The sequence below is a fragment of the Paenibacillus sp. fava2 genome (assembly GCF_058313675.1).
In genome coordinates, this window is the sequence record NZ_CM177755.1 from 59,395 (window position 1) to 80,000 (window position 20,606).

General features: G+C 51.1%; 20 protein-coding genes and 1 pseudogene (1 of these 21 running past the window's edge). 19 read left to right on the plus strand and 2 right to left on the minus strand.

Annotation, left to right across the window (positions count from 1 at the left end; genetic code table 11):
- Window positions 1-12 precede the first annotated feature (12 nt).
- Window positions 13-552, plus strand: a complete 540-nt coding sequence (gene hpt / locus AC4G46_RS00285) for a hypoxanthine phosphoribosyltransferase (protein ID WP_039868902.1) — start codon at window positions 13-15, stop codon at window positions 550-552.
- A gap of 110 nt (window positions 553-662) precedes the next feature.
- Window positions 663-2,417: pseudogene (ftsH, locus tag AC4G46_RS00290) on the plus strand (ATP-dependent zinc metalloprotease FtsH); the annotation flags it as partial.
- 136 nt (window positions 2,418-2,553) lie between these two features.
- On the opposite strand, the gene AC4G46_RS00295 reads toward ftsH, so the two are convergent.
- Window positions 2,554-2,718 (minus strand): hypothetical protein, encoded by a 165-nt coding sequence (locus AC4G46_RS00295; protein WP_491128754.1) that lies wholly within the window; start codon window positions 2,716-2,718, stop codon window positions 2,554-2,556.
- A 308-nt stretch (window positions 2,719-3,026) separates the two neighbouring features.
- On the opposite strand from AC4G46_RS00295, the gene nadA reads away from it, so the two are divergent.
- The 15 genes from nadA (at window position 3,027) to dusB (ending at window position 16,732) form a co-directional block, all read left to right on the plus strand.
- Window positions 3,027-3,965, plus strand: a complete 939-nt coding sequence (gene nadA, locus AC4G46_RS00300) for a quinolinate synthase NadA (protein ID WP_491126211.1) — start codon at window positions 3,027-3,029, stop codon at window positions 3,963-3,965.
- A gap of 39 nt (window positions 3,966-4,004) precedes the next feature.
- Window positions 4,005-5,621 carry an L-aspartate oxidase gene (gene nadB / locus AC4G46_RS00305; RefSeq protein WP_491126212.1) on the plus strand — a complete coding sequence of 539 codons (1,617 nt, stop codon included), beginning with the start codon at window positions 4,005-4,007 and terminating at the stop codon, window positions 5,619-5,621.
- Window positions 5,611-6,486 carry a carboxylating nicotinate-nucleotide diphosphorylase gene (gene nadC / locus AC4G46_RS00310; protein ID WP_491126213.1) on the plus strand — a complete coding sequence of 292 codons (876 nt, stop codon included), beginning with the start codon at window positions 5,611-5,613 and terminating at the stop codon, window positions 6,484-6,486. The genes nadB and nadC overlap by 11 nt, the downstream gene beginning before the upstream one ends.
- Entirely contained in the window at window positions 6,483-7,250 is a 768-nt protein-coding gene (locus tag AC4G46_RS00315) for a type III pantothenate kinase (RefSeq protein ID WP_042171879.1), read from the plus strand. The genes nadC and AC4G46_RS00315 overlap by 4 nt, the downstream gene beginning before the upstream one ends.
- 46 nt (window positions 7,251-7,296) lie before the next feature.
- Window positions 7,297-8,181, plus strand: coding sequence for an Hsp33 family molecular chaperone HslO (hslO, locus tag AC4G46_RS00320; RefSeq protein WP_491126214.1), 885 nt, complete (start codon window positions 7,297-7,299; stop codon window positions 8,179-8,181).
- A 9-nt stretch (window positions 8,182-8,190) separates the two neighbouring features.
- A complete protein-coding gene (locus AC4G46_RS00325) occupies window positions 8,191-9,135 on the plus strand; it encodes a peptidylprolyl isomerase (protein ID WP_491126215.1) in 945 nt (314 codons plus the stop codon).
- Between the two features lie 243 nt (window positions 9,136-9,378).
- Entirely contained in the window at window positions 9,379-10,317 is a 939-nt protein-coding gene (cysK, locus tag AC4G46_RS00330) for a cysteine synthase A (protein ID WP_491126216.1), read from the plus strand.
- Between the two features lie 271 nt (window positions 10,318-10,588).
- Complete coding sequence (locus tag AC4G46_RS00335; RefSeq protein WP_491126217.1) at window positions 10,589-12,214, plus strand: anthranilate synthase component I family protein; 1,626 nt, start codon at window positions 10,589-10,591, stop codon at window positions 12,212-12,214.
- Window positions 12,211-12,792 (plus strand): aminodeoxychorismate/anthranilate synthase component II, encoded by a 582-nt coding sequence (pabA, locus tag AC4G46_RS00340; RefSeq protein ID WP_090717156.1) that lies wholly within the window; start codon window positions 12,211-12,213, stop codon window positions 12,790-12,792. Before AC4G46_RS00335 ends, pabA begins: the two co-directional genes overlap by 4 nt.
- Window positions 12,789-13,670: an aminotransferase class IV gene (locus AC4G46_RS00345; protein WP_491126218.1), complete on the plus strand. Its 882-nt coding sequence runs from the start codon at window positions 12,789-12,791 to the stop codon at window positions 13,668-13,670. The genes pabA and AC4G46_RS00345 overlap by 4 nt, the downstream gene beginning before the upstream one ends.
- Window positions 13,667-14,524, plus strand: coding sequence for a dihydropteroate synthase (gene folP, locus AC4G46_RS00350; RefSeq protein WP_491126219.1), 858 nt, complete (start codon window positions 13,667-13,669; stop codon window positions 14,522-14,524). The genes AC4G46_RS00345 and folP overlap by 4 nt, the downstream gene beginning before the upstream one ends.
- 49 nt (window positions 14,525-14,573) lie before the next feature.
- Window positions 14,574-14,936, plus strand: a complete 363-nt coding sequence (gene folB, locus AC4G46_RS00355; RefSeq protein ID WP_068729217.1) for a dihydroneopterin aldolase — start codon at window positions 14,574-14,576, stop codon at window positions 14,934-14,936.
- A gap of 9 nt (window positions 14,937-14,945) precedes the next feature.
- Window positions 14,946-15,497 (plus strand): 2-amino-4-hydroxy-6-hydroxymethyldihydropteridine diphosphokinase, encoded by a 552-nt coding sequence (gene folK / locus AC4G46_RS00360; protein ID WP_491126220.1) that lies wholly within the window; start codon window positions 14,946-14,948, stop codon window positions 15,495-15,497.
- Window positions 15,464-15,658 carry a helix-turn-helix domain-containing protein gene (locus AC4G46_RS00365; protein ID WP_260510344.1) on the plus strand — a complete coding sequence of 65 codons (195 nt, stop codon included), beginning with the start codon at window positions 15,464-15,466 and terminating at the stop codon, window positions 15,656-15,658. Before folK ends, AC4G46_RS00365 begins: the two co-directional genes overlap by 34 nt.
- A gap of 60 nt (window positions 15,659-15,718) precedes the next feature.
- A complete protein-coding gene (gene dusB, locus AC4G46_RS00370) occupies window positions 15,719-16,732 on the plus strand; it encodes a tRNA dihydrouridine synthase DusB (RefSeq protein ID WP_491126221.1) in 1,014 nt (337 codons plus the stop codon).
- Window positions 16,733-16,806: 74 nt separating this feature from the next.
- Here dusB and AC4G46_RS00375 read toward each other — a convergent pair whose 3' ends face one another.
- Window positions 16,807-18,498 carry a hypothetical protein gene (locus AC4G46_RS00375; RefSeq protein WP_491126222.1) on the minus strand — a complete coding sequence of 564 codons (1,692 nt, stop codon included), beginning with the start codon at window positions 18,496-18,498 and terminating at the stop codon, window positions 16,807-16,809.
- A 295-nt stretch (window positions 18,499-18,793) separates the two neighbouring features.
- On the opposite strand from AC4G46_RS00375, the gene greA reads away from it, so the two are divergent.
- Both greA and lysS read left to right on the plus strand, forming a co-directional pair.
- Window positions 18,794-19,273, plus strand: coding sequence for a transcription elongation factor GreA (gene greA, locus AC4G46_RS00380; protein WP_068729207.1), 480 nt, complete (start codon window positions 18,794-18,796; stop codon window positions 19,271-19,273).
- Between the two features lie 140 nt (window positions 19,274-19,413).
- Window positions 19,414-20,606, plus strand: partial view of a lysine--tRNA ligase gene (gene lysS / locus AC4G46_RS00385; RefSeq protein WP_491126223.1) — the 5' portion only. 322 nt of this gene lie beyond the right edge of the window; only the first 1,193 of its 1,515 coding nucleotides appear in the window; it begins with the start codon at window positions 19,414-19,416; its stop codon lies beyond the right edge, outside the window.

The window sequence follows — 20,606 nt, forward strand, 5'->3', positions numbered from 1 at the left end:
GAGGTTCGCAAGTTGCAGAATGATATTCAGGAAATCTTGATCAGCGAAGAGGAAATTCAACAAAGAATCAGGGAGCTTGGAGCCCAGCTGAGCGAAGAATACGCAGGACGCACGCCTTTAGTAATTTGTGTACTCAAGGGCGCGTTTATTTTTATGGCAGATCTGGTTAAAGTGATTACAGTACCTGTCGAAATGGACTTTATGGCGGTATCCAGCTATGGCGGCACGACCAAATCATCCGGTATAGTCAAAATCATCAAGGATCTGGATACTTCGGTCGAAGGCCGTGATGTTCTGATTGTTGAGGACATTATCGACAGTGGCCTTACGCTCAGCTATCTGATCGACATGCTGCAGGGCCGCAATGCTGCTTCCATTAAAGTAGTAACTTTGTTCGACAAGCCGTCAGGCCGTGCAGTGACTCTTGAAGCTGAATATACCGGCTTTGTGATTCCTGATGCCTTTCTGGTGGGCTATGGTCTGGACTATGCCGAGCTGTACCGGAACCTCCCTTATGTCGGTGTGCTGAAGCCTGAAATTTACACCAAATAAACTATTCGACAGCCTTAGATCCAAGGATCAGATTCCCGGGCCTGACGTTATTTGAGGACCCCGGGCAGGCTATGGTACAATAACTTGAGCGTTGTGAGAGGAGGTAGGGGATGAATCGGTTCATCCGGAATTCTGGTTTTTATTTGATTTTATTTTTAGTCGTGGTGGGCATTGTCCAGTTTGTCAGCAATGGAAATGAATCCGCCGATTTCCCTAGATACGATGAGTTGCGGCAGGAGATCAAGGCTAACAATGTGAAGAGTATGACGATTCAGTTTGAAGGTAACGCTTTTCTGGTTACCGGCGAATACAAGAATTTGCCGACTGATACCAAATCGAAAAACTTCTCCACATATGTACCTCCTACAGATGCAGCGATTAATGAGCTCATTGCCGCCAGTGATTCCAATGGCGTCGAGCTGACCCAGAAGAAAATGGAGGGTGACAGCATCTGGCTGACATTCCTTTCTTCCATTATCCCGCTGGTTATTATGTTCATCCTGTTCTTCTTCCTGTTCAATAATGCACAGGGCGGCGGCGGCAAAGTAATGAACTTTGGCAAGAGTAAAGCCCGCCTGTACAACGAAGAGAAGAAGAAAATCAGCTTCGAAGACGTTGCCGGTGCGGATGAAGAGAAACAGGAGCTTGTTGAAGTCGTTGAATTCCTGAAGGACCCGCGCAAGTTTGCTGCGGTGGGTGCGCGTATCCCTAAAGGGGTTCTGCTCGTCGGCCCTCCGGGTACAGGTAAAACCTTGCTTGCCCGTGCAGTAGCCGGTGAAGCAGGCGTTCCATTCTTCAGTATCTCCGGTTCTGACTTTGTAGAAATGTTTGTCGGTGTCGGTGCTTCCCGTGTACGTGACCTGTTCGAGAATGCCAAGAAGAACGCGCCATGTATCATTTTCATTGATGAAATTGATGCAGTGGGCCGTCAGCGCGGCGCCGGACTGGGCGGCGGACATGATGAACGTGAACAGACACTCAACCAATTGCTCGTCGAAATGGACGGCTTTGGCGGCAACGAAGGCATTATTATCGTCGCGGCAACCAACCGCGCAGACATACTCGATCCGGCACTGCTCCGTCCGGGACGTTTTGACCGTCAGATTACGGTTGACCGCCCTGATGTGAAAGGCCGTGAAGCTGTACTGAAGGTTCACTCCCGCAACAAGCCGCTGACCAAAGACGTTAAGCTTGATGTCATTGCGAAGCGTACTACAGGATTCACCGGGGCTGACCTGGAGAACCTGCTGAATGAAGCGGCCCTGCTCGCCGCCCGCCGCAACCGTAAGGATATCGGCATGCGCGAAGTTGATGAAGCCATCGACCGCGTAATCGTGGGTACCGAGAAGCGCAGCCGCATTATCAGCGACCGTGAGAAACGCATCGTGGCTTACCACGAAGCAGGCCACACGATTGCAGGCTACTTCCTGGAGCACGCGGACATGGTTCACAAGGTTACTATTATCCCGCGCGGACGCGCAGGCGGATATGTCATCATGCTTCCTAAGGAAGACCGGATGCTGGTTACCAAGCAGGAGCTGCTTGATAAAGTAACCGGACTCCTCGGCGGACGTGTAGCCGAAGAGATGTTCATCGGTGAAATCGGTACTGGCGCATATAGTGACTTCCAGCAGGCAACAAGCATCGTGCGCAGTATGATTATGCAGTACGGTATGAGTGATAAGCTGGGTCCAATGCAGTTCGGCACTTCTCAGGGCCAGGTCTTCCTGGGCCGTGATATCGGGCATGAGCAGAACTACAGTGATTCCATCGCATACGAAATTGATCAGGAAATGCAGCGCTTTATCCGGGATTGCTATGAACGCTGCCGTGAGCTGCTGACCAAGTATTCCAAGGAAATGCACCTGATTGCAAACACCCTCCTTGAAAAGGAAACACTGGAGCTTGATCAGATCAAGGAATTGATCGAACAGGGTTACCTGACTGAAGACGGCAAGCCGGCTGAAGTAGAAGGTGTTACACATGAAGGCGGCGAGCCAGTTATTGATTCGATCGGTGATGTGCGTGTACGCATTCAGGGCAAAAATGATGAAACACCATCAACCCTGCCTGATCTGACCAAGGACATTCCGAACAAGCCGGATTCCGGAGAAGGCAATGATCCGAACGGCGGCAACAAAGACGGAGGCGGCAACCTCGTCTAATGAATGAAGAAGCCTGTAAGAATGGCGCACCGGAGAACCTGAAGGTTCTCCGGTTTTTTTATGGAGATATAACCTGTGGGCAAGACTGCAATCCATAGCCGTTCTTTCATTTGTTCCCGCAAAACCTGCTGTGTATGGTTCGTTACATTGACAGTGGGGGGAACGTTGTGTACATTAGTGATTAACTATTAAATATTAGAAGATTCATGATATAGCAGAGCCGGGTGGCTGTGCGGGACAGTGTGAAATTGGGATCTTATAAGGATTGAACGGCATAGAAGCCATTAGAATTAAGGGGGACAATTAACCGTGGAAGCTCTGGCGCTTGAGCGCAAGCAGGAAATGAACCGCGAACTTCGTGGGCGCCTCGAACAGCTTAAGAAAGAACGTAATGCAATTATTCTGGCTCATTATTATCAGCGTGACGAAATTCAGGAGGTAGCGGATTTCCGGGGTGATTCTTTTTTACTTGCTCAAAAGGCAGCAGAGACAGATGCAGAGGTCATTGTTTTCTGCGGCGTTCACTTTATGGGGGAAAGCGCTAAAATTCTTGCTCCGAACAAAACAGTACTCATTCCAGACGAACGCGCCGGCTGCCCTATGGCTGATATGGTCAATGTAGACGGGCTCCGCAGGCTTAAGGCTCAGCATCCGAACGCCAAGGTAGTCACTTATATCAATTCATCTGCTGAGATTAAGGCGGAGACGGATATTTGCTGTACCTCGGCTAATGCGGTCAGAGTCATTGAGTCGCTGGATGCGGAAGAAATCATCTGGGTGCCTGATAAAAATTTGGGCCATTATGTTCAGCAAAAGACCGGAAAGAACCTGATCATCTGGGAAGGCTATTGCAACACCCATGATATGCTTACAGTTAAAGATGTTATTGAAATGAAGGCCAAGTATCCGGAAGCCGAATTTGTTGTTCACCCGGAATGCCGGCCGGAGGTTGTTGCAATGGGGGATTATGTAGGCAGCACCACCTCAATTATCGATTATTGCCGGAAATCGGACCGCCGGCAGTTTATCGTTGGAACAGAGGATGGAACGGGCTATCAGCTGCGCATGGACAGTCCTGATAAGGAGTTCCATTTTGCAACCAAATTCCTCGTATGTCCTAATATGAAGGTTAATAATTTAAAGAAGCTGGTTAAGTGCCTGGAGACGATGAAGCCGCAGATTTACGTACCGCCCGCTGTCGCCGACAAAGCCAGAACCTCCCTAGAGCGCATGCTACAAGTCCGGTAGCATGCGCTACTCTTTCGTTGAAACAGGTGAATAGCGGTCATGATTCCACAATATTTAGTAGATTTCGATGTTCGCGGGCTTCCTGCAGTAAAAACAGACGTTATTATAATCGGTTCAGGTATTGCAGGGCTGTTCACTGCCATCAAAGCCGCTGAGGACCGGAAAGTTATAGTGCTTACCAAGAAGTCGCTGATGGAGAGCAATACCCGGTATGCACAGGGCGGAATTGCTGCGGCCTTTTCGGAAGAAGACTCTCCGGAGTATCACCGGCAGGATACCCTGATGGCGGGTGCCGGGCTGAACTCCTCTGCTGCGGTGGATGTTTTGGTTAATGAGGGTCCGGAGGGTGTGCGTGAGCTGATCCGGCTGGGCACTATATTTGATGAAGAGAACGGTGTACTGGCTTTAACCCAGGAAGGGGCCCATAGCCACCGCCGTATTTTGCATGCCAACGGTGATGCTACCGGATATGAAATCGTACGGGCGCTTATAGAGCAGGTGAAGCAGGACAGGAATATTGAGGTCTGGGATGATCATTTTGTCATTGATCTGATTACGGAACAAGGCGAATGCGCCGGAGCCCTGGTACAGCGGCCAAACGGCGAAAGGCTGTTTCTGCAGGCAGATGCTACCGTCCTCTGTTCCGGGGGAGCGGGGCAATTGTACCGCTATACCACTAATCCTGAGGTAGCTACCGGTGACGGGGTGGCCATTGCCTACCGGGCGGGAGCCCATATACGGGATATGGAGTTTATCCAATTTCATCCGACAGCACTTTGTTATCCCGGAGCACCGCGCTTTCTGATTTCGGAGGCGGTTCGCGGCGAGGGTGCCGTACTGCGCAATATACACGGGGAACGTTTCATGGAACGGTATCATGAATTGCTTGAGCTTGCACCGCGTGATATTGTGGCAAGGGCCATAGTCAGTGAAATGGAGCTGACCAAATCCACCTTTGTTTATCTTGATATTACCCATGAGCCGGCTGATATGGTGAAGCACCGTTTTCCGACCATTTATGAAACCTGCATGAGCTACGGACTCGATATTACAAGTGATTGGATTCCAGTGGCTCCTGCTGCGCATTATATGATGGGAGGCATCAAAACCGATCTGAACGGGGAGAGCAATATCGCCCGCCTGTTTGCCTGCGGGGAAGTGTCTTCAACCGGAGTACAGGGGGCAAACCGGCTGGCCAGCAACTCCTTGTCTGAAGCTATAGTGTTCGGACGGCGGATTACAGAACGCATCCGTGAGCTTGCTCCGGCCGATTGGACCAGCCTGTCGGCAGGCTGCAATGAAGGACGCACAGAAACACCGATTCAGGCAATTGTGGAACGCCGGCTGAAACTTCAGAAGGTAATGGTTCGTTATGCGGGGCTGCGGCGCGATGAGGGAATGCTGAATAAAGGACTTGATGAACTGAAGCGGCAGCTGCCGATTTTTGCTGCTGCGCTTACCAAGCGTGAAGAATATGAGTTTGCCAATATGCTTACCTGCAGTCTGCTGATCACTGAATCGGCACTTTCACGGCAGGAGAGCCGCGGAGCCCATTACCGGGAGGATTATCCGCTGCGCGATGATGCGAAGTGGCAGAAACATCTGCTCCAGATCCGTGATCTGGGCATAGTGGAGGAATTTAGTGATGATGTTTAATGGATATAATGAAGAACTGGTACAGCTGATTAAAAGCTGGCTGCAGGAGGATGTCGGTTCAGGCGATATTACAACCCGGACCACTATACCGGCCGGCCACGAGTCCAAGGGGATTATTCATGCAAAGGAGGCCGGTGTGATCTGCGGTCTGCCTGTAGCAGAGCTGGTATTTGAAGTCGTTGACCCGTCGCTCGTGTTTACCCCGCTGGTTCAAGAAGGGCAGAATGTGTCTAAAGGAACGGTAATTGCCGAAGTGGAAGGAAGCACCCATGCCATTTTGACCGGTGAGCGGCTTGCGCTTAATCTGATGCAGCGGCTGTCGGGAGTTGCCTCGCGGACAGCCGCTTTTGTAGAGGTGCTGGATGGTCTGCCGACACGGCTGGTTGATACACGAAAGACGACACCGGGCCACCGGATGCTTGAGAAGTACGCTGTGCGCGTCGGAGGCGGGGCAAATCACCGGTTCGGCTTATACGATGCTGTGATGATTAAGGATAATCATATTAAGGGAGCCGGCGGTATTCTTCAGGCTGTAGGGCGGGCCCGGGCTAATATTCCGCATACCATGATGATTGAGGTGGAAACAGAGAGCCTTGAGCAGGTAGAGGAAGCCCTTACAGCAGGAGCAGACATTATAATGCTCGACAATATGGATCCTGAACTGATGAAGGAAGCCGTCAGAAGAATCAAGACCAAATCGCCTCATGTCAAAACGGAAGCTTCCGGTAATGTTTCTCTGGAGACAGTGCGCCGTATCGCGGAATCCGGAGTAGATGTGATTTCTGTCGGACGGCTGACGTACTCCTTCAACAGTCTGGACATCAGTCTGGACCTTAACGCCCGGAAGGAGGGGCCGCTGTCATGATGCTTGCAGTTGATATCGGGAATACTAATATTGTACTCGGCATATACCGTAAGCGTGAGCTGCTGCATCATTTCCGGCTCAGTACGGCCCGCCAGTCCACAGTCGATGAATATGGCGTGCTCATTCACAATCTGTTTCAGATGTCGAATATCTCCTTCAAGGACGTGGAGGGTGTCATTATTTCCTCTGTCGTGCCCCCGCTTGTTCAAGTAATTGTGGAGATGTGCGTAAAATATATCGGTAAAGATCCGCTGCTGGTCGGTCCCGGCATCAAGACAGGACTTAACCTGCGTTATGAGAATCCCCGTGAAGTCGGGGCTGACCGGATTGTCAACGCAGTCGCCGCTATCGAGCAATACAAATGCCCGCTTGTGGTCGTTGATTTCGGTACAGCAACTACCTTTGACTGCATTGATGCCGGGGCCAATTACCTGGGCGGAGCTATTGTTCCGGGACTCGGCATTTCCACAGAAGCTCTATATCAGCGGGCATCCAAGCTGCCGCGGATTGAGCTGGAGAAGCCGAAGAAGGTGATTGGGCGCAATACCGTACATGCCATGCAAGCCGGGATCATTTTTGGATATGCCGGACAGGTTGAGGGAATTGTGCGGAGAATCAAGCAGGAGATGAACGCGCCGGTGCTCAAGGTTATTGCTACAGGCGGTCTGGCCACCCTTATTGCCGGGGAAACGGACTGTATAGATGAAGTGAACCCTATGTTGACACTCGAAGGCCTGCGTATTATTTATGACCGTAACCAGTAAAGATAAAGAAGCCTGAATCAGGCTCAGAGACAGGAGGGTATGCCCAATGGAAAAGAAAAAAGACCGGCTGGTCCGGGGAACTGCGCTGCACGGCAGAGTCCGGGCATTTACTGTCCGGACAACAGAGCTTGTTGAGGAACTGCGGCGCAGACATGATACTTACCCGACAGCTACGGCTGCGATGGGCCGTACAGTAACCGCTGCAGCCATGATGGGCGCCATGCTCAAGGGGGAAGAGAAGCTTGCGGTGATGGTTAAAGGTAACGGGCCGATCGGTCAGATTACCGCTGAATCCAATGCCCGCGGGGAAGTGCGCGGCTATGTAAGCAATCCGCATGTTCATCTGCCGAGCAACAGTCAGGGGAAGCTGGATGTTGCAGGAGCCGTAGGAACGGAAGGGTTTATCGATGTCAGTAAGGATTTGGGGCTCAAGGAGCCTTACCGCGGCAGCGTACCGATCGTTTCGGGCGAGCTGGGCGATGATTTTACTTATTACTTTGCGATTTCAGAACAGACACCGGCGGCGGTCGGGCTGGGCGTGTTGGTTGAAGCCGACAACTCGGTCCGTGTGGCCGGCGGCTTTATTATCCAGCTGCTTCCGGGGCTTACCGATGCCGAGATCAGCGAAATTGAGCAGACGCTGAGCACAATGCCTTCCGTTACGGCTCTGCTGGACCAGGGTCTTGAGCCGGAGGAGATGCTGACATATCTTTTACCGGATGCGGTTATCCATGATGGGCTGGATATTGTGTTTAAATGTCAATGCTCACGGGAACGGGTGGAGCAGACACTGATCAGTCTGGGCCAGCATGAGCTGGAACGGTTAATAGAAGAAGATGATCAGGCGGAGGTTGTATGCCATTTTTGCAACGAAGCCTATTTATTTAATAAAGATGAAATGCAGGCTATCCTGGATCAAGCGAGATCGTAGGCCTGTAAGATGATGACTAGACAAGAACGCGCACTGCGCAATACGGTTGTTATTCTTGCAGTCGGTACAATGGTGCTCGGCGGACTGCTTTTTTGGAGCCTGCGGGCAATGGCTATTCTTAAGGGAGATGCTGTGGAGGGGGAGTCTGCGGATGTGGCAACTGCAGGCGGACAGCGGATAACGGACAGGGAATGGATGGATGAGCTCAAGAAAAAGCATGGAGATGAAGTCCTTCTGGCTATGCTCAATCACATTGTAGTCGATAAAGAGGCTAAGGCGCTCGGCATCACTGTAACAGAGGCAGATATTGAGGAGGAGCTCAGGTACAGTATGGCCGGATACAGCTCTGAAGAACAATATTATGCCCAAATGCAGTCTGAGCTTGGATTATCCCGTCAGGAAGTCCGCGAAGAGGCCGTATACCGGCTGACCCTTCAGGCAGTGGCTACAGAGGGCATAACGGTCGGCGATGCGGCTATAGATGAGTATCTGGCCGAGAACGCCGGGCGTTTTGCACCCAACAAGCAAATGCAGCTGGCTATCATTAGAGTAGATACCTATGAAGAGGCGGAGTCGGTAATGGACCGGCTGGAGCAGGGTGAGGATTTCGCTGCCCTGGCCAGAGAGGTATCGACTGATCCTGAAAGCAGGGAGCATGGCGGAAGCATCGGCATGGTGGAGGAAAATGACCCGTTCTGGCCGGCCGAGCTGCTCCAGACAGCAGCCGGGCTTGAAGCGGGCGATATTGCTGGTCCCTTGCCGGCTGGTGAGGATTATGCCGTAATCCGGCTGGAGAGTATTGTTGATCCGCCCCGGGAGGATGAAGCTCTAATCAGAGCACAGGTGCGGCGTGAGCTGGCACTTGAGCAGGCAGCACCGTTACAGCAGGTGGAAAGCGACCTGCGTAAGAAATATGAGACAGCGATATATGTTGACAACAGCCTGCAAGATTGATAATATGAGGATAAATGTAAAACCTACCGTTTTAGTCGGGAATGATCGGCGGCGGATGATCCTAGACGGCCGCTAAGACAGCGTTATAACTTGGCGCTGCGGTAATAATATCCTGGTGCAGACCTACCGCCCTCTATATGAGATAAGCCGTTATACATCCAACACCTGGAATTACATGCTGAAGACATCCGTCACAAGTTACGTACTCATATATCATTTAATATTCCAAGGAGGTTTTTGCTCATGGCTAAAGTCGTTAACAGTGTAACAGATCTGATCGGTGGCACACCGCTCGTCCGTTTGAACCGGATTGCTCCGGAAGGTTCTGCGGAGATCTACCTGAAGCTGGAATACCAGAACCCGGGCTCCAGTGTTAAGGACCGCATTGCCCTCAGCATCGTTGAAGAAGCTGAGAAGGAAGGTCTGCTTAAGCCTGGCGGAACAATTGTAGAAGCTACAAGCGGCAACACAGGTATCGGACTTGCGCTGGTTGCAGCTGCCAAAGGTTATAAGGCGATTATTGTTATGCCTGAAACGATGAGCCTTGAGCGCCGGAACCTGCTGCGTGCCTACGGTGCTGAACTCGTCCTGACTCCGGGCTCCGAGGGTATGAACGGCGCGGTTAAGAAGGCTGAGCAGATCCTGGCCGAGAATCCGGACTACTTCCTTGCAGATCAGTTTAAGAACAAAGCCAATCTCAAAATTCACCTGGAAACTACAGGTCCTGAGATTGTTGAAGCCATCGAATCCATTGGCGGTCCTCTCGACGCTTTTGTTGCAGGTATTGGTACAGGCGGAACCATCTCCGGCGCGGGTGAAGTGCTGAAGAAGCAATATCCCGGCGTGAAGGTATATGCTGTAGAACCTGCAGCTTCCCCGATTCTGGCCGGCGGCAAACCAGGCCCGCACAAAATCCAGGGGATCGGTGCGAACTTTATCCCTGAGATTCTGAATCAGAATGTCTACGATGAGATTATTCACGTTGAGAATGATGAAGCATTCGAAACGGCTCGCCGTGTTGCCAAAGAAGAGGGCGTATTGTCCGGTATTTCATCCGGTGCTGCTGTGTTTGCTGCGCTCAAAGTGGCCAAAGAGCTTGGCGCAGGCAAAAAAGTGGTTGTTGTCATCCCAAGTAACGGTGAACGTTACCTGAGCACACCGCTCTACAACTTCGAAGTTTAAGTTACTAAATAACGTTTACTGGAGCCTTCCTATCCGCTTTTACAGGGATAGTGAAGGCTCTTTTTAATAGTACGTGTTTTCGGGTTTCCGCAGCTCCCTGAATTCACTATATTTAAAAGTTCCGCTTTGTGGAGATATTTAGATTTACACGAATCCAGTTATTTTTGCAGAAAACTGCGATCAGGGGTTTCAAACCAGCCGGAAGTACAGTATACTGACAGGCAATAAACGTGAATAAGCTTACGAATCACATATTTGTAGGAGGATAGCTTTGGAGATCTTAACAGCGTATCAGGATTGGAAGCAATGGAATAATGGAAGCTGGAGCCTTCTTCCTTTAATTATACAATCCCCCCAGGTCCAGCCGGGTCTGCCCGCCTCCTGGACAGGCGCCTGGAAGCAGGCTTCCCCTTACTCGGTAGTACTGGAGAGCGGTAAGGACGGACGGTTCACTTATCTCGGACTGCAGCCGGTTTCCGTGCTTGAAGGGAAGGATGGACGGGCTGAAGTGCTCCGGCTGCAGGAAGCAGCCCAGAGCGGCGCCGATGCCGGCCAGAATGGACCTGTAGAGCTGCTGGGCAAACCGCTGGATGTGCTTCACAGCTGGATGAACGAATTTACTTCACCACGCCTGGAGTCGTCCGGCGTGCCTCCGTTTACAGGCGGCTGTATTGGTTTTCTCAGCTATGATGTAGTCCGCTCTCTGGAGGTGCTGCCTTCACTGGCAGAAGATCATCCGGGGTTTCCCGACTACCTGTTTATGCGCTTTGAGGAGCTCTGGATCTATGACAGCCAGGAAGACAGGGTTTATTGCACTGTCCATGCTCCATTAACGGAGGAGGCCAGAAGGAATCCGTCTGCTCTTCAGGCGCTTTATGATGAGACAGTGGTACGCGCCGAAGAAATGCTGAAGCAATGGGAGCTGCTCTGTACAGCTTCAGTACCCGAAGAGCACTCGCAGACAGAAGCCGGATGCATTGTTGCGGCAATTGAAGAGAACGTCAGCCTGACCGGACAATGGCCGGGCATGCAGTCAGCCTTTTCTCCGGAGCAGTTCCAGCAGGCTGTGCTGGATGTCCAGGAATACATCCGCCAGGGCGATGTATTTCAGGTTAACCTCTCGCTGCGCCAGGAGGCGCAGCTGAAGTCTCCGCCGGAGGATGTTTATGAATGGCTGCGCAAGCTCAACCCGTCCCCGTATATGGGGCTGCTCCGCTCGCCCGGCTTCGCGCTCTCCAGCGCGTCGCCGGAGCTGCTCGTCAAGCTGCACGGGGACAAGATCAGCGCCCGCCCCATTGCCGGCACCCGGCGCCGGGGGCTCACTCCCGCGGAGGACGCCGCCATGGAGGCGGAGCTGCGCGGGAGCGAGAAGGAGATCGCCGAGCATGTCATGCTTGTCGATCTGGAGCGCAACGACATCGGCCGTGTCGCTGCGTACGGGTCGGTCAGCGTGCCTGAGCTGCTGACCGTCGAGCGATACTCGCATGTCATGCATCTCGTCTCGCAGGTGGAGGGGCGCATCGCCTCCGGCAAAGATGCTTATGATGTCATGGCCGCCTTATTTCCCGGCGGCACTATTACCGGCGCGCCCAAGGTGCGCACGATGGAGATCATCGAGGAGCTGGAGCCGGTCCGCCGCGGACCCTATACAGGCTCGATGGGCTGGATTGACTATAACGGAAATATGGAATTAAATATTATAATAAGAACACTGGCAGTGAAAGATGGAGTAGGATACATTCAGACAGGTGCTGGCATCGTAATTGATTCCGATCCGTACCGGGAGTACCGGGAATGCCATAACAAAGCCAAAGCAGTGGTAAAGGCGGTTCTCTGCAGCGAGCTGCAGCACGAATCCCAAGCCGCTAGCGGAGCCAAAGGGGGAGCAGCATTATGATCTTGGTTATCGATAACTATGATTCCTTTACCTACAACCTGGTGCAGTATTTAGGCGAGCTGGGGGAGGAAGTAAAGGTGCACCGCAACGACGAGATTACAATCGGGGAGATTGAAGCTATGGCGCCCGACCATATTCTGATTTCACCGGGACCCTGCACACCGAATGAAGCGGGTATCAGCCTCGAGCTGCTGCAGCACTTCAAGGGGGTAATCCCTATTTTTGGTGTATGTCTGGGTCATCAGGCTATCGGCCAGGCCTTCGGCGGCAATGTAATCCGTGCGGAGCGTCTGATGCATGGCAAAACATCGCCAATTCACCATAACGGTACCTCTGTCTTTGAAGGGATGGAATCACCGTTTACGGCTACAAGATACCACTCGTTGATTGTAGAGCGCGAGAGTCTGCCGGACTGCCTGGAGATTACCGCCGAGACCGCCGAAGGTGAAATTATGGCACTGCGTCATAAGGAATACCCGATTGAAGGCGTGCAATTCCACCCGGAATCCATCATTACCGATCATGGACACACCATGCTCCGCAACTTTCTGAAACGGAGAGCCGGAGAACCGGCATGAAATATATAGGATTAAATTATATAGCAGTTGAGGCCAAAGACGCCGTGGTGTCCGCTCTGGATCACGGCTTTTTGTACGGTATGGGCCTGTTTGAGACCTTCCGCACCTATAACGGGATTCCTTTTCTGCTGAAGAAGCACCTGGACAGGCTGGCGGACGGCTGCAGACAATTGGGAATTCCGTTTGAGGCAGATGAAGTTTCCTTGCGCAAATGGATTAAGCAGGTTATGGATGCCAATCAGCTGCAGGAAGCCTATATCCGGTATACCGTTACTGCGGGTGAGGATATACTGGGACTTCCGTCCGGAGAATACAGCAAGCCTAATCACCTGTTGTATATCAAGGAGCTGCCGAAGCCGGACCCTGCGCTATATCTGGAAGGCAAAGGGGTGCAGTTACTGAACACACCGCGCAATACACCCGAGGGTCCGGTGAGGCTGAAGTCATTGCATTACATGAATAACATTCTGGCTAAGCGCGAGCTGGCCGGATATGTCTCTGCTGCCGGCGGAGCGGAGGGGCTGATGCTGACCGGACAAGGTTTTATTGCAGAGGGCATTGTCAGTAACGTCTTTTTTATCAACGACGGTGTACTGTACACACCTGATATAGAAACAGGCATCCTGCCGGGCATTACCCGGGAAATGGTGCTCACGCTGGCCCGGGAAGCCGGTTTGCAGACTGAACAGGGCTTCTACCGGTGGGAGCAGCTGCTCACGGCTGATGAGATCTTTTTGACGAACTCTATACAGGAGCTTGTTCCTGTAACCATGCTGTGGCAGGGCAACGAGCCTTTTCAGGCAGGTAAGGGCTATTGCGGAAGGCACACAGCCGAACTGATCAGGTTATACAGAGAAAGGACGGAAGCGCTAAGATGAAACCTGTGATCTATAAACGCACCTACCGTTTCCCGGACAGCATGCTGACCCTGGGGAGCCGGACCTTAATTATGGGCATCCTGAATGTAACGCCCGATTCCTTTTCGGACGGGGGCCTCTGGAATGAGCCGGACAAGGCTGTGGAGCATGCGCTGCAGATGGCGGCAGAAGGAGCCGATATCATTGATATTGGAGGAGAATCAACGCGGCCGGGGCATAAGCCGGTAAGTATGCAGGAGGAGCTGGACCGGGTGCTGCCTGTAATTGAGAGCATTCACCGCGCTGCTCCCCAGCTGGTTCTTTCTATAGATACGTATAAGGCAGAGGTTGCCCGTCAGGCTATCAAGGCGGGGGCGCACATCATTAATGATGTGTGGGGGGCAAAGGCGGACCCGGATATGGCATCAGTAGCCGCTGAAGCCGGATGTCCGATTATTCTGATGCATAACCGCCATGACCGCAACTATCAGGAGCTGCAAGCCGATATGGCTGCTGATCTGCAGGGCAGCATTGAGCTGGTGTTAGCCGCAGGGGTCAAGCCGGATAATATCATTCTTGATCCGGGAATTGGCTTTGCCAAGGACTATACCGAGAATCTGCAGGCAATGATGGCGCTCGACAGTCTGGCTGCAATGGGGTATCCGGTACTGCTGGCAACCTCGCGCAAAAAATTCATCCGCACCGTACTGGATCTCCCGGCCGATGATGTTGTAGAGGGGACTGCTGCGACAGTGGCTTTTGGCATTGCCCAAGGCTGTCAGATCGTTCGGGTACATGATGTAGCGACAATCAGACGTACCGTCCAGATGTGCGATGCCATGTTATACTCCTCCCCGCCGCAGGTTCGGGAATAGCCCGGATAAGAGCGGCGGATTATTTTAAATATGAAGGCAGGTACCCGATATGGATAAAATGAAGCTGCACCGCATGGAATACTATGGATATCATGGGGTGTTTGAAGAGGAACGCAAGCTCGGCCAGCGCTTTTATGTGGATTTAGAACTGGAGCTTGACCTTCAGGCGGCAGGGCAGAACGATGATCTCACCCAGACCGTAAATTATGCCGAAGTGCATTACACAGTCAAAAATATTGTCGAAACAAAGTCCTTTAAGTTAATTGAAGCTTTGGCGGAACATATTGCATCCGTGTTACTGGACACTTATACTATTATCAATGCGGTAACGGTTAAAGTGACCAAGCCGCATCCGCCGTTCGACATTCATTTTGAGGGTGTGACCGTAGAGCTGCGTAGAACGAGAAAGTGAGACAAGTCCATGAACATACACTCCACCTCTGAGTCATCAGAGGCTTATATTGCTTTAGGGGCTAATTTGGGTAACCGTGAGGAGACCCTTAAGGAAGCCTTACACAGGCTTGGCCAGCATGAAGCCGTAGAAGTAGTGCGCTGCTCCAGAATATATGAGACAGAGCCGGTCGGCTACCTCGATCAGCCGCAGTTTTTGAATATGACTGCTGCACTCCGCACTACGCTTGCACCTGAAGCTCTGCTCCAAGTCATGCTGGAGATTGAGAACCAGCTTGGCCGTGTACGGGATATCCGTTACGGTCCGCGGACAGTTGATCTGGATTTGTTGTGGGTGGAAGGCCAGACTTTGGATACACCAGATTTAACGCTGCCGCATCCCCGGATGATGGAGCGGGCATTTGTACTGGTTCCGCTGAGCGATATTGTGCCGCAGGATCAGTCAGGGGTTTCACTTCACAGCAAGCTTGCTGCAGCGCTTCAAGAATTGGACGGAAAGGAAGGAATGCGCTTGTGGACATCAAAAGAATGGGAAGACGGGTCAGAGCATTCCGGAAACTGAAAGGCTATACCCAGCAGCAGCTGGCGGATTCTGTCGGAATTTCCCTAGCCGTACTGGGTGCAGTGGAGAGGGGAAACCGGCGTCTAGAGGATAAAATTTTAAATAAAATTGCGGATGTTCTCGGCGTATCAGCCGAAGAGCTGGCGAACCCCTCGATTTGAGCCTCCGCTTTTTGATACGTAGAGCTTATATACAACAGTACAGTAAGGAAGTGAATGAGCATGCTGAAAATAGGCAGTATTGAAATGAAGAATCAGGTCGTTCTGGCACCGATGGCCGGCGTATGTAATCCGGCGTTCCGCCTGATTGCCAAAGAATTCGGCACAGGCCTGGTCTGTGCGGAAATGGTCAGTGACAAGGCGATTCTGCATGGTAACAAGCGTACGCGTGAAATGCTGTTTGTCGATGAGCGGGAGAAGCCCCTTAGCCTGCAGATTTTCGGCGGTGACCGGGCGTCTCTGGTTGAAGCAGCCAAAGTAGTCGATAAAGAGACTAACGCTGATATTATTGATATTAATATGGGCTGCCCTGTTCCCAAGGTAACCAAGTGCGATGCCGGTGCGCGCTGGCTTCTGAACCCCGACAAGATTTATGAGATGGTATCGGCTGTTGTAGAAGCAGTCGATAAGCCGGTTACTGTCAAAATGCGTATTGGCTGGGACAGCGAGCATATTTTTGTCGAAGAGAATGCACGTGCTGTCGAACGTGCCGGAGGCCAGGCGGTCAGTGTGCACGGGCGTACCCGTGAGCAGCTCTATACCGGGCGTGCCGACTGGAAGTATATCAAAATGGCCAAGGAAGCCGTATCCATTCCGGTCATTGGCAACGGTGACGTCAATACACCTGAGGATGCGCGGGCGATGCTTGACCAGACCGGCTGTGACGGCGTAATGATCGGCCGCGGAGCACTGGGCAACCCGTGGATGCTGTACCGGACTGTGCAGTATTTGAGTACTGGCGAGCTGATGCCTGAACCTGGAGCAGAAGAGAAGATCAAGGTAGCCATTCTTCACATGGACCGTCTGATCGCACTCAAGGGAGAAGCTGTAGCTGTACGCGAGATGCGCAAGCACCTGGCCTGGTATCTCAAAGGCTTCAGGGCTGCAGCACGGGTGAAGGATCACATCATGGAAGGAACGGAGCGGGATGAGATGGTGCGGATTTTGCATGATTTTGTCGCCCAGCTCAAGGATGAAGAGGATCAGGACAGCGAAGCTGCGCTTATAGCGTTGTAATGGCATATTCATAAAAGGGACAGATGCGGGCTTCGCATCTGTCCCTTTTTTTTCAAGAGCAGAAGGTCTGTTGATTACTCAATTGTCACTAAACGGGAGTCGTAACCTTCCCGCTCATACTGCAGTCCCAGCTTGGTGATAATCGGTTTAATCGGTGCGTAGGCAGTTCCGTTATGCATAATCGTATCTTCGGCCCGGAGGTCCAGATCTGCTTTTTTACCTCCTAAAGAGAGGGTCAGCTTGCCGCTTCCGGCGGAGATTCCTGCTCCCAATGCTTTGGCCAAATCTTTGACTGAACAATAGACCAGACCATTTACTCCCTCAAAGGATGACTGGCTGCTATAGACCACCGGTTTGCCCTTGTACACAATCATTAAAGGCTCTACTAAGCTGAAATATGTACCGGAATTCGCTATTTCCAGAACGTAATCCTTTTTTTGAGCCTCGCTTCGGTACTGATCCTTGGTGACGATGCCGGTCAGAACGTCGATGTTCACGTTGCGGATATAAGGAACCGAATTGCTGGAGGCGAACGGACGATACTGCAGCACTGTATTAGACTGCCAGAATACTTGGTCCGCATAAACATCACGGTAAGGAAGCTTGACGGTCCGGACCACTTTTTGCTTATTGATATCATAGATACGGACCTGTTCGTCATTATACGAATTGCTGGATTTCGAAGTGTCATAGGCGGCCTCGACTGTAGCTAAGTACCGGTGATCCGGCGAGATGGCGATTTCACGGACAAAAGTGTTCCGCTCCGAGATTTTAGTCACCTTATTGTTGTCGGTATTAATAATATAGTGCCATCCGTCTATCCATCTTTTCCCGAATACATGATTGTTGATAACCAGCCGCCACTGGTATTGATGCCAGTCCAGCTTCGTTTCTTTAATCTCTGTAATTTTGTGCCCGGCTGTGATGGCGTACGTTTTCTTGTTTTTCCGGAAAATAAAATCATAATTCCCGCTGAACGATATTCCCTCTACAGGCCGGAAATTGTTGGACATATCCTGACTGTTGATTACCCAATCAACTGTAGAAGAGGGAACTGCTGTGATGTATGTATTGTTGGATAAAGAAAACAGCTTGATCGTCTTGGCTGCATAATCAATCATTCCGTACATATCAGATGATGCGTATAGCTGGTCTACTTGCGTTCCTGTAGTAATGTAATCCCAACCATCCATTACTTTGATTTTTTCCTTGGTTCTGAGCTCGGTTACATAGGAATAGGTGATTGTAGGGAGCGTCTGATGGGCCTTGGTCTCGCGCAGTACCTTTAGTTGCTTGGTTGTATAATCAAATTCGTATATCCGGCTTGTTTCGCTAATATCATCGTCGTAAGTTCTCCATTCATCAATGAGCTTATCGGTATACTCTTTTTGCGTGAATATTGAATAATATTTAATCCCTTCTGCGGTGTTTACAATCTGCCCTTCCTGCCCCGAGCGGAGATAGCGCCTGCTTTTACTGCTCTGATCGGTCTGCTGGGCGTCCCCCCATCCGTCAAATTCGAAACCTTCAGGAGGAGCAAAGGCCTTATCTTCAAAAACGTACTTCTCTTGCTTCGACTCACCGGTTGAGTACATTATGGTGTCTACCACTACGGCCGGAATGTACCGGTTAGTCTCTTTATCGCTTTCAAAATGAAGAGTGATGCTGACACGCCGGTCACCAGCGCCTGCACCATTGGCATTTGGTACCTGTCTCAGAGTGAGTGCGACAAGGATCAGTACAGCCCAAATTAACTTCTTCCACATCTTCGTTTTCTCCCCTTATTAGTAATCTGCTTCTTAAAGAATAGAGATTGGGGATAAACTCTTCCATGATAAATGTCGAATAATAAGATGATCAAGCAACTTTAACAGGGCAAATGCCCGAATAAACGGTGTTTCTCGTACATCATTGACATTTAGTAACGGTTCCAATATAATTTCACAGTATAAAATCGCCGTTACAGCAAGTGTTAATGCAGCAGGGAGGGTTCTGATCCCTCCGGATTCGCATATAGTATGGTGTTTTCAATAAATGTATACGACAGGAGAATCGGTTGAGATGAGCGATAAAGAAGTCATCCTTACGCCGGACGGACTTAAACGTCTGGAAGAAGAACTGGAGACCCTCAAATCTGTTAAGCGCCGTGAAGTGGCCGAGCGGATTAAAGTGGCAATCGGATACGGAGATATCAGCGAGAACTCGGAGTATGAAGACGCGAAGAACGAGCAGGCTTTTATTGAAGGCCGTATCATTACTCTTGAAAAAATGCTTCGCAACGCCCGGATTATCAACAGCGACGAGATTCTTACCGATGTGGTAAGCGTAGGAGTAACTGTAAGCGTTGAAGATTTGGAGTATGGCGACGTAATGGAATACACTATCGTCGGAACAGCAGAATCGGACCCGCTTAACAACAAGATTTCCAACGAAAGTCCGGTTGGCAGAGCCATTATGGGCAAAACAGTCGGTACAGTCGTCGATGTCAGTGTTCCTGCAGGCGTTATTCAATATAAAATTCTTGATATCACAATGAAGTAACTAACCGTTACACCCCTGAAAGCTTCCTTAGGGAAGCTTTTTTCGGATTTTGCTCTGAAACGGACTGCCCTCGGACTAAGCCTGGGGTGCCGTTTCTTCTTATGTATATGACATGATGGTTTTAGAGAGGATGAAAGAACATGACCGAGGAATTGAATACGGTGGAGAATACGGAGAATGAGCTCAGCGAGCTGCTGCGCATCCGTCGTGCCAAATTGGACGAGCTGCGTGCACTGGGAATTGACCCGTTTGGTAAAAAGTATGAGCGTACAGCAGGCGCCGGGGATCTTCTGGCTAAATATGACGGACAGACTAAGGAAGAACTGGACGAGCTTAATCTTGATGTAAGCATTGCCGGCCGTATTATGGCCAAACGGGTAATGGGAAAAGCCAGCTTCGCCCACATCCAGGATCTAAGCGGCAAAATCCAGATCTATGTGCGCCAGGACAGCATTCCTGAAGAACAGTATGCGGCATTCAATGTGCTGGATTTGGGAGACATTATCGGGGTTCGCGGAACGTTGTTCAAGACCAAAACAGGGGAAACCTCAATTAAAGCAAGCAATCTTGAGGTTTTATCCAAATCCCTGCTTCCGCTTCCTGAGAAATACCACGGCTTGAAGGATGTCGAGCTGCGCTACCGCCAGCGTTATGTTGATTTGATCATCAACCCTGAGGTTCAGCAGACGTTTATTGCCCGTTCACGGATTATCCAGTCGATGCGCCGTTATCTGGACTCGCTGGGCTATCTTGAAGTGGAAACTCCGACGCTGCATGCTATTGCCGGGGGAGCTGCTGCGCGTCCGTTCATTACTCATCACAATACACTGGACATGCAGCTGTATATGCGGATTGCCATTGAGCTTCACTTGAAGCGCCTGATCGTCGGCGGTCTGGAAAAAGTCTACGAAATCGGCCGCGTATACCGTAACGAGGGGATTTCAACACGCCATAACCCTGAATTTACAATGATTGAGCTGTACGAAGCTTATGCCGACTACAAGGACATTATGCAGCTGACCGAAAATATGATTGCTCACATTGCCCAGGAGGTTCTTGGCAGTCAGCAGATTAATTATCAGGGACATGAAGTCGACCTGTCTCCGGGATGGCGCCGTGTTACTATGGTTGATGCTGTAAAGGAAGTTACAGGCGTTGACTTTGGCGTTCATATGACAGATGAGGAAGCGCAGCGTCTGGCTAAGGAGCATCGTGTTCCGGTTGAAAAGCATATGACATTTGGCCATATCCTGAATGCCTTCTTCGAGCAGTTCGTTGAAGAAACGCTTATTCAGCCTACGTTTGTTATGGGGCATCCGGTTGAAATTTCCCC

Bases quoted from the DNA above. Each gene is read 5' to 3' on its own strand.
- AC4G46_RS00325 (WP_491126215.1), top strand. From the start codon at position 8,191: ATGATGACTAGACAAGAACGCGCACTGCGCAATACGGTTGTTATTCTT.
- dusB (WP_491126221.1), top strand. From the start codon at position 15,719: ATGCTGAAAATAGGCAGTATTGAAATGAAGAATCAGGTCGTTCTGGCA.
- AC4G46_RS00315 (WP_042171879.1), top strand. From the start codon at position 6,483: ATGATGCTTGCAGTTGATATCGGGAATACTAATATTGTACTCGGCATA.
- nadC (WP_491126213.1), top strand. From the start codon at position 5,611: ATGATGTTTAATGGATATAATGAAGAACTGGTACAGCTGATTAAAAGC.
- folP (WP_491126219.1), top strand. From the start codon at position 13,667: ATGAAACCTGTGATCTATAAACGCACCTACCGTTTCCCGGACAGCATG.
- AC4G46_RS00345 (WP_491126218.1), top strand. From the start codon at position 12,789: ATGAAATATATAGGATTAAATTATATAGCAGTTGAGGCCAAAGACGCC.
- nadB (WP_491126212.1), top strand. From the start codon at position 4,005: ATGATTCCACAATATTTAGTAGATTTCGATGTTCGCGGGCTTCCTGCA.
- AC4G46_RS00375 (WP_491126222.1), bottom strand. From the start codon at position 18,498: ATGTGGAAGAAGTTAATTTGGGCTGTACTGATCCTTGTCGCACTCACT.
- folK (WP_491126220.1), top strand. From the start codon at position 14,946: ATGAACATACACTCCACCTCTGAGTCATCAGAGGCTTATATTGCTTTA.
- greA (WP_068729207.1), top strand. From the start codon at position 18,794: ATGAGCGATAAAGAAGTCATCCTTACGCCGGACGGACTTAAACGTCTG.
- folB (WP_068729217.1), top strand. From the start codon at position 14,574: ATGGATAAAATGAAGCTGCACCGCATGGAATACTATGGATATCATGGG.
- cysK (WP_491126216.1), top strand. From the start codon at position 9,379: ATGGCTAAAGTCGTTAACAGTGTAACAGATCTGATCGGTGGCACACCG.
- AC4G46_RS00365 (WP_260510344.1), top strand. From the start codon at position 15,464: ATGGGAAGACGGGTCAGAGCATTCCGGAAACTGAAAGGCTATACCCAG.
- hslO (WP_491126214.1), top strand. From the start codon at position 7,297: ATGGAAAAGAAAAAAGACCGGCTGGTCCGGGGAACTGCGCTGCACGGC.
- pabA (WP_090717156.1), top strand. From the start codon at position 12,211: ATGATCTTGGTTATCGATAACTATGATTCCTTTACCTACAACCTGGTG.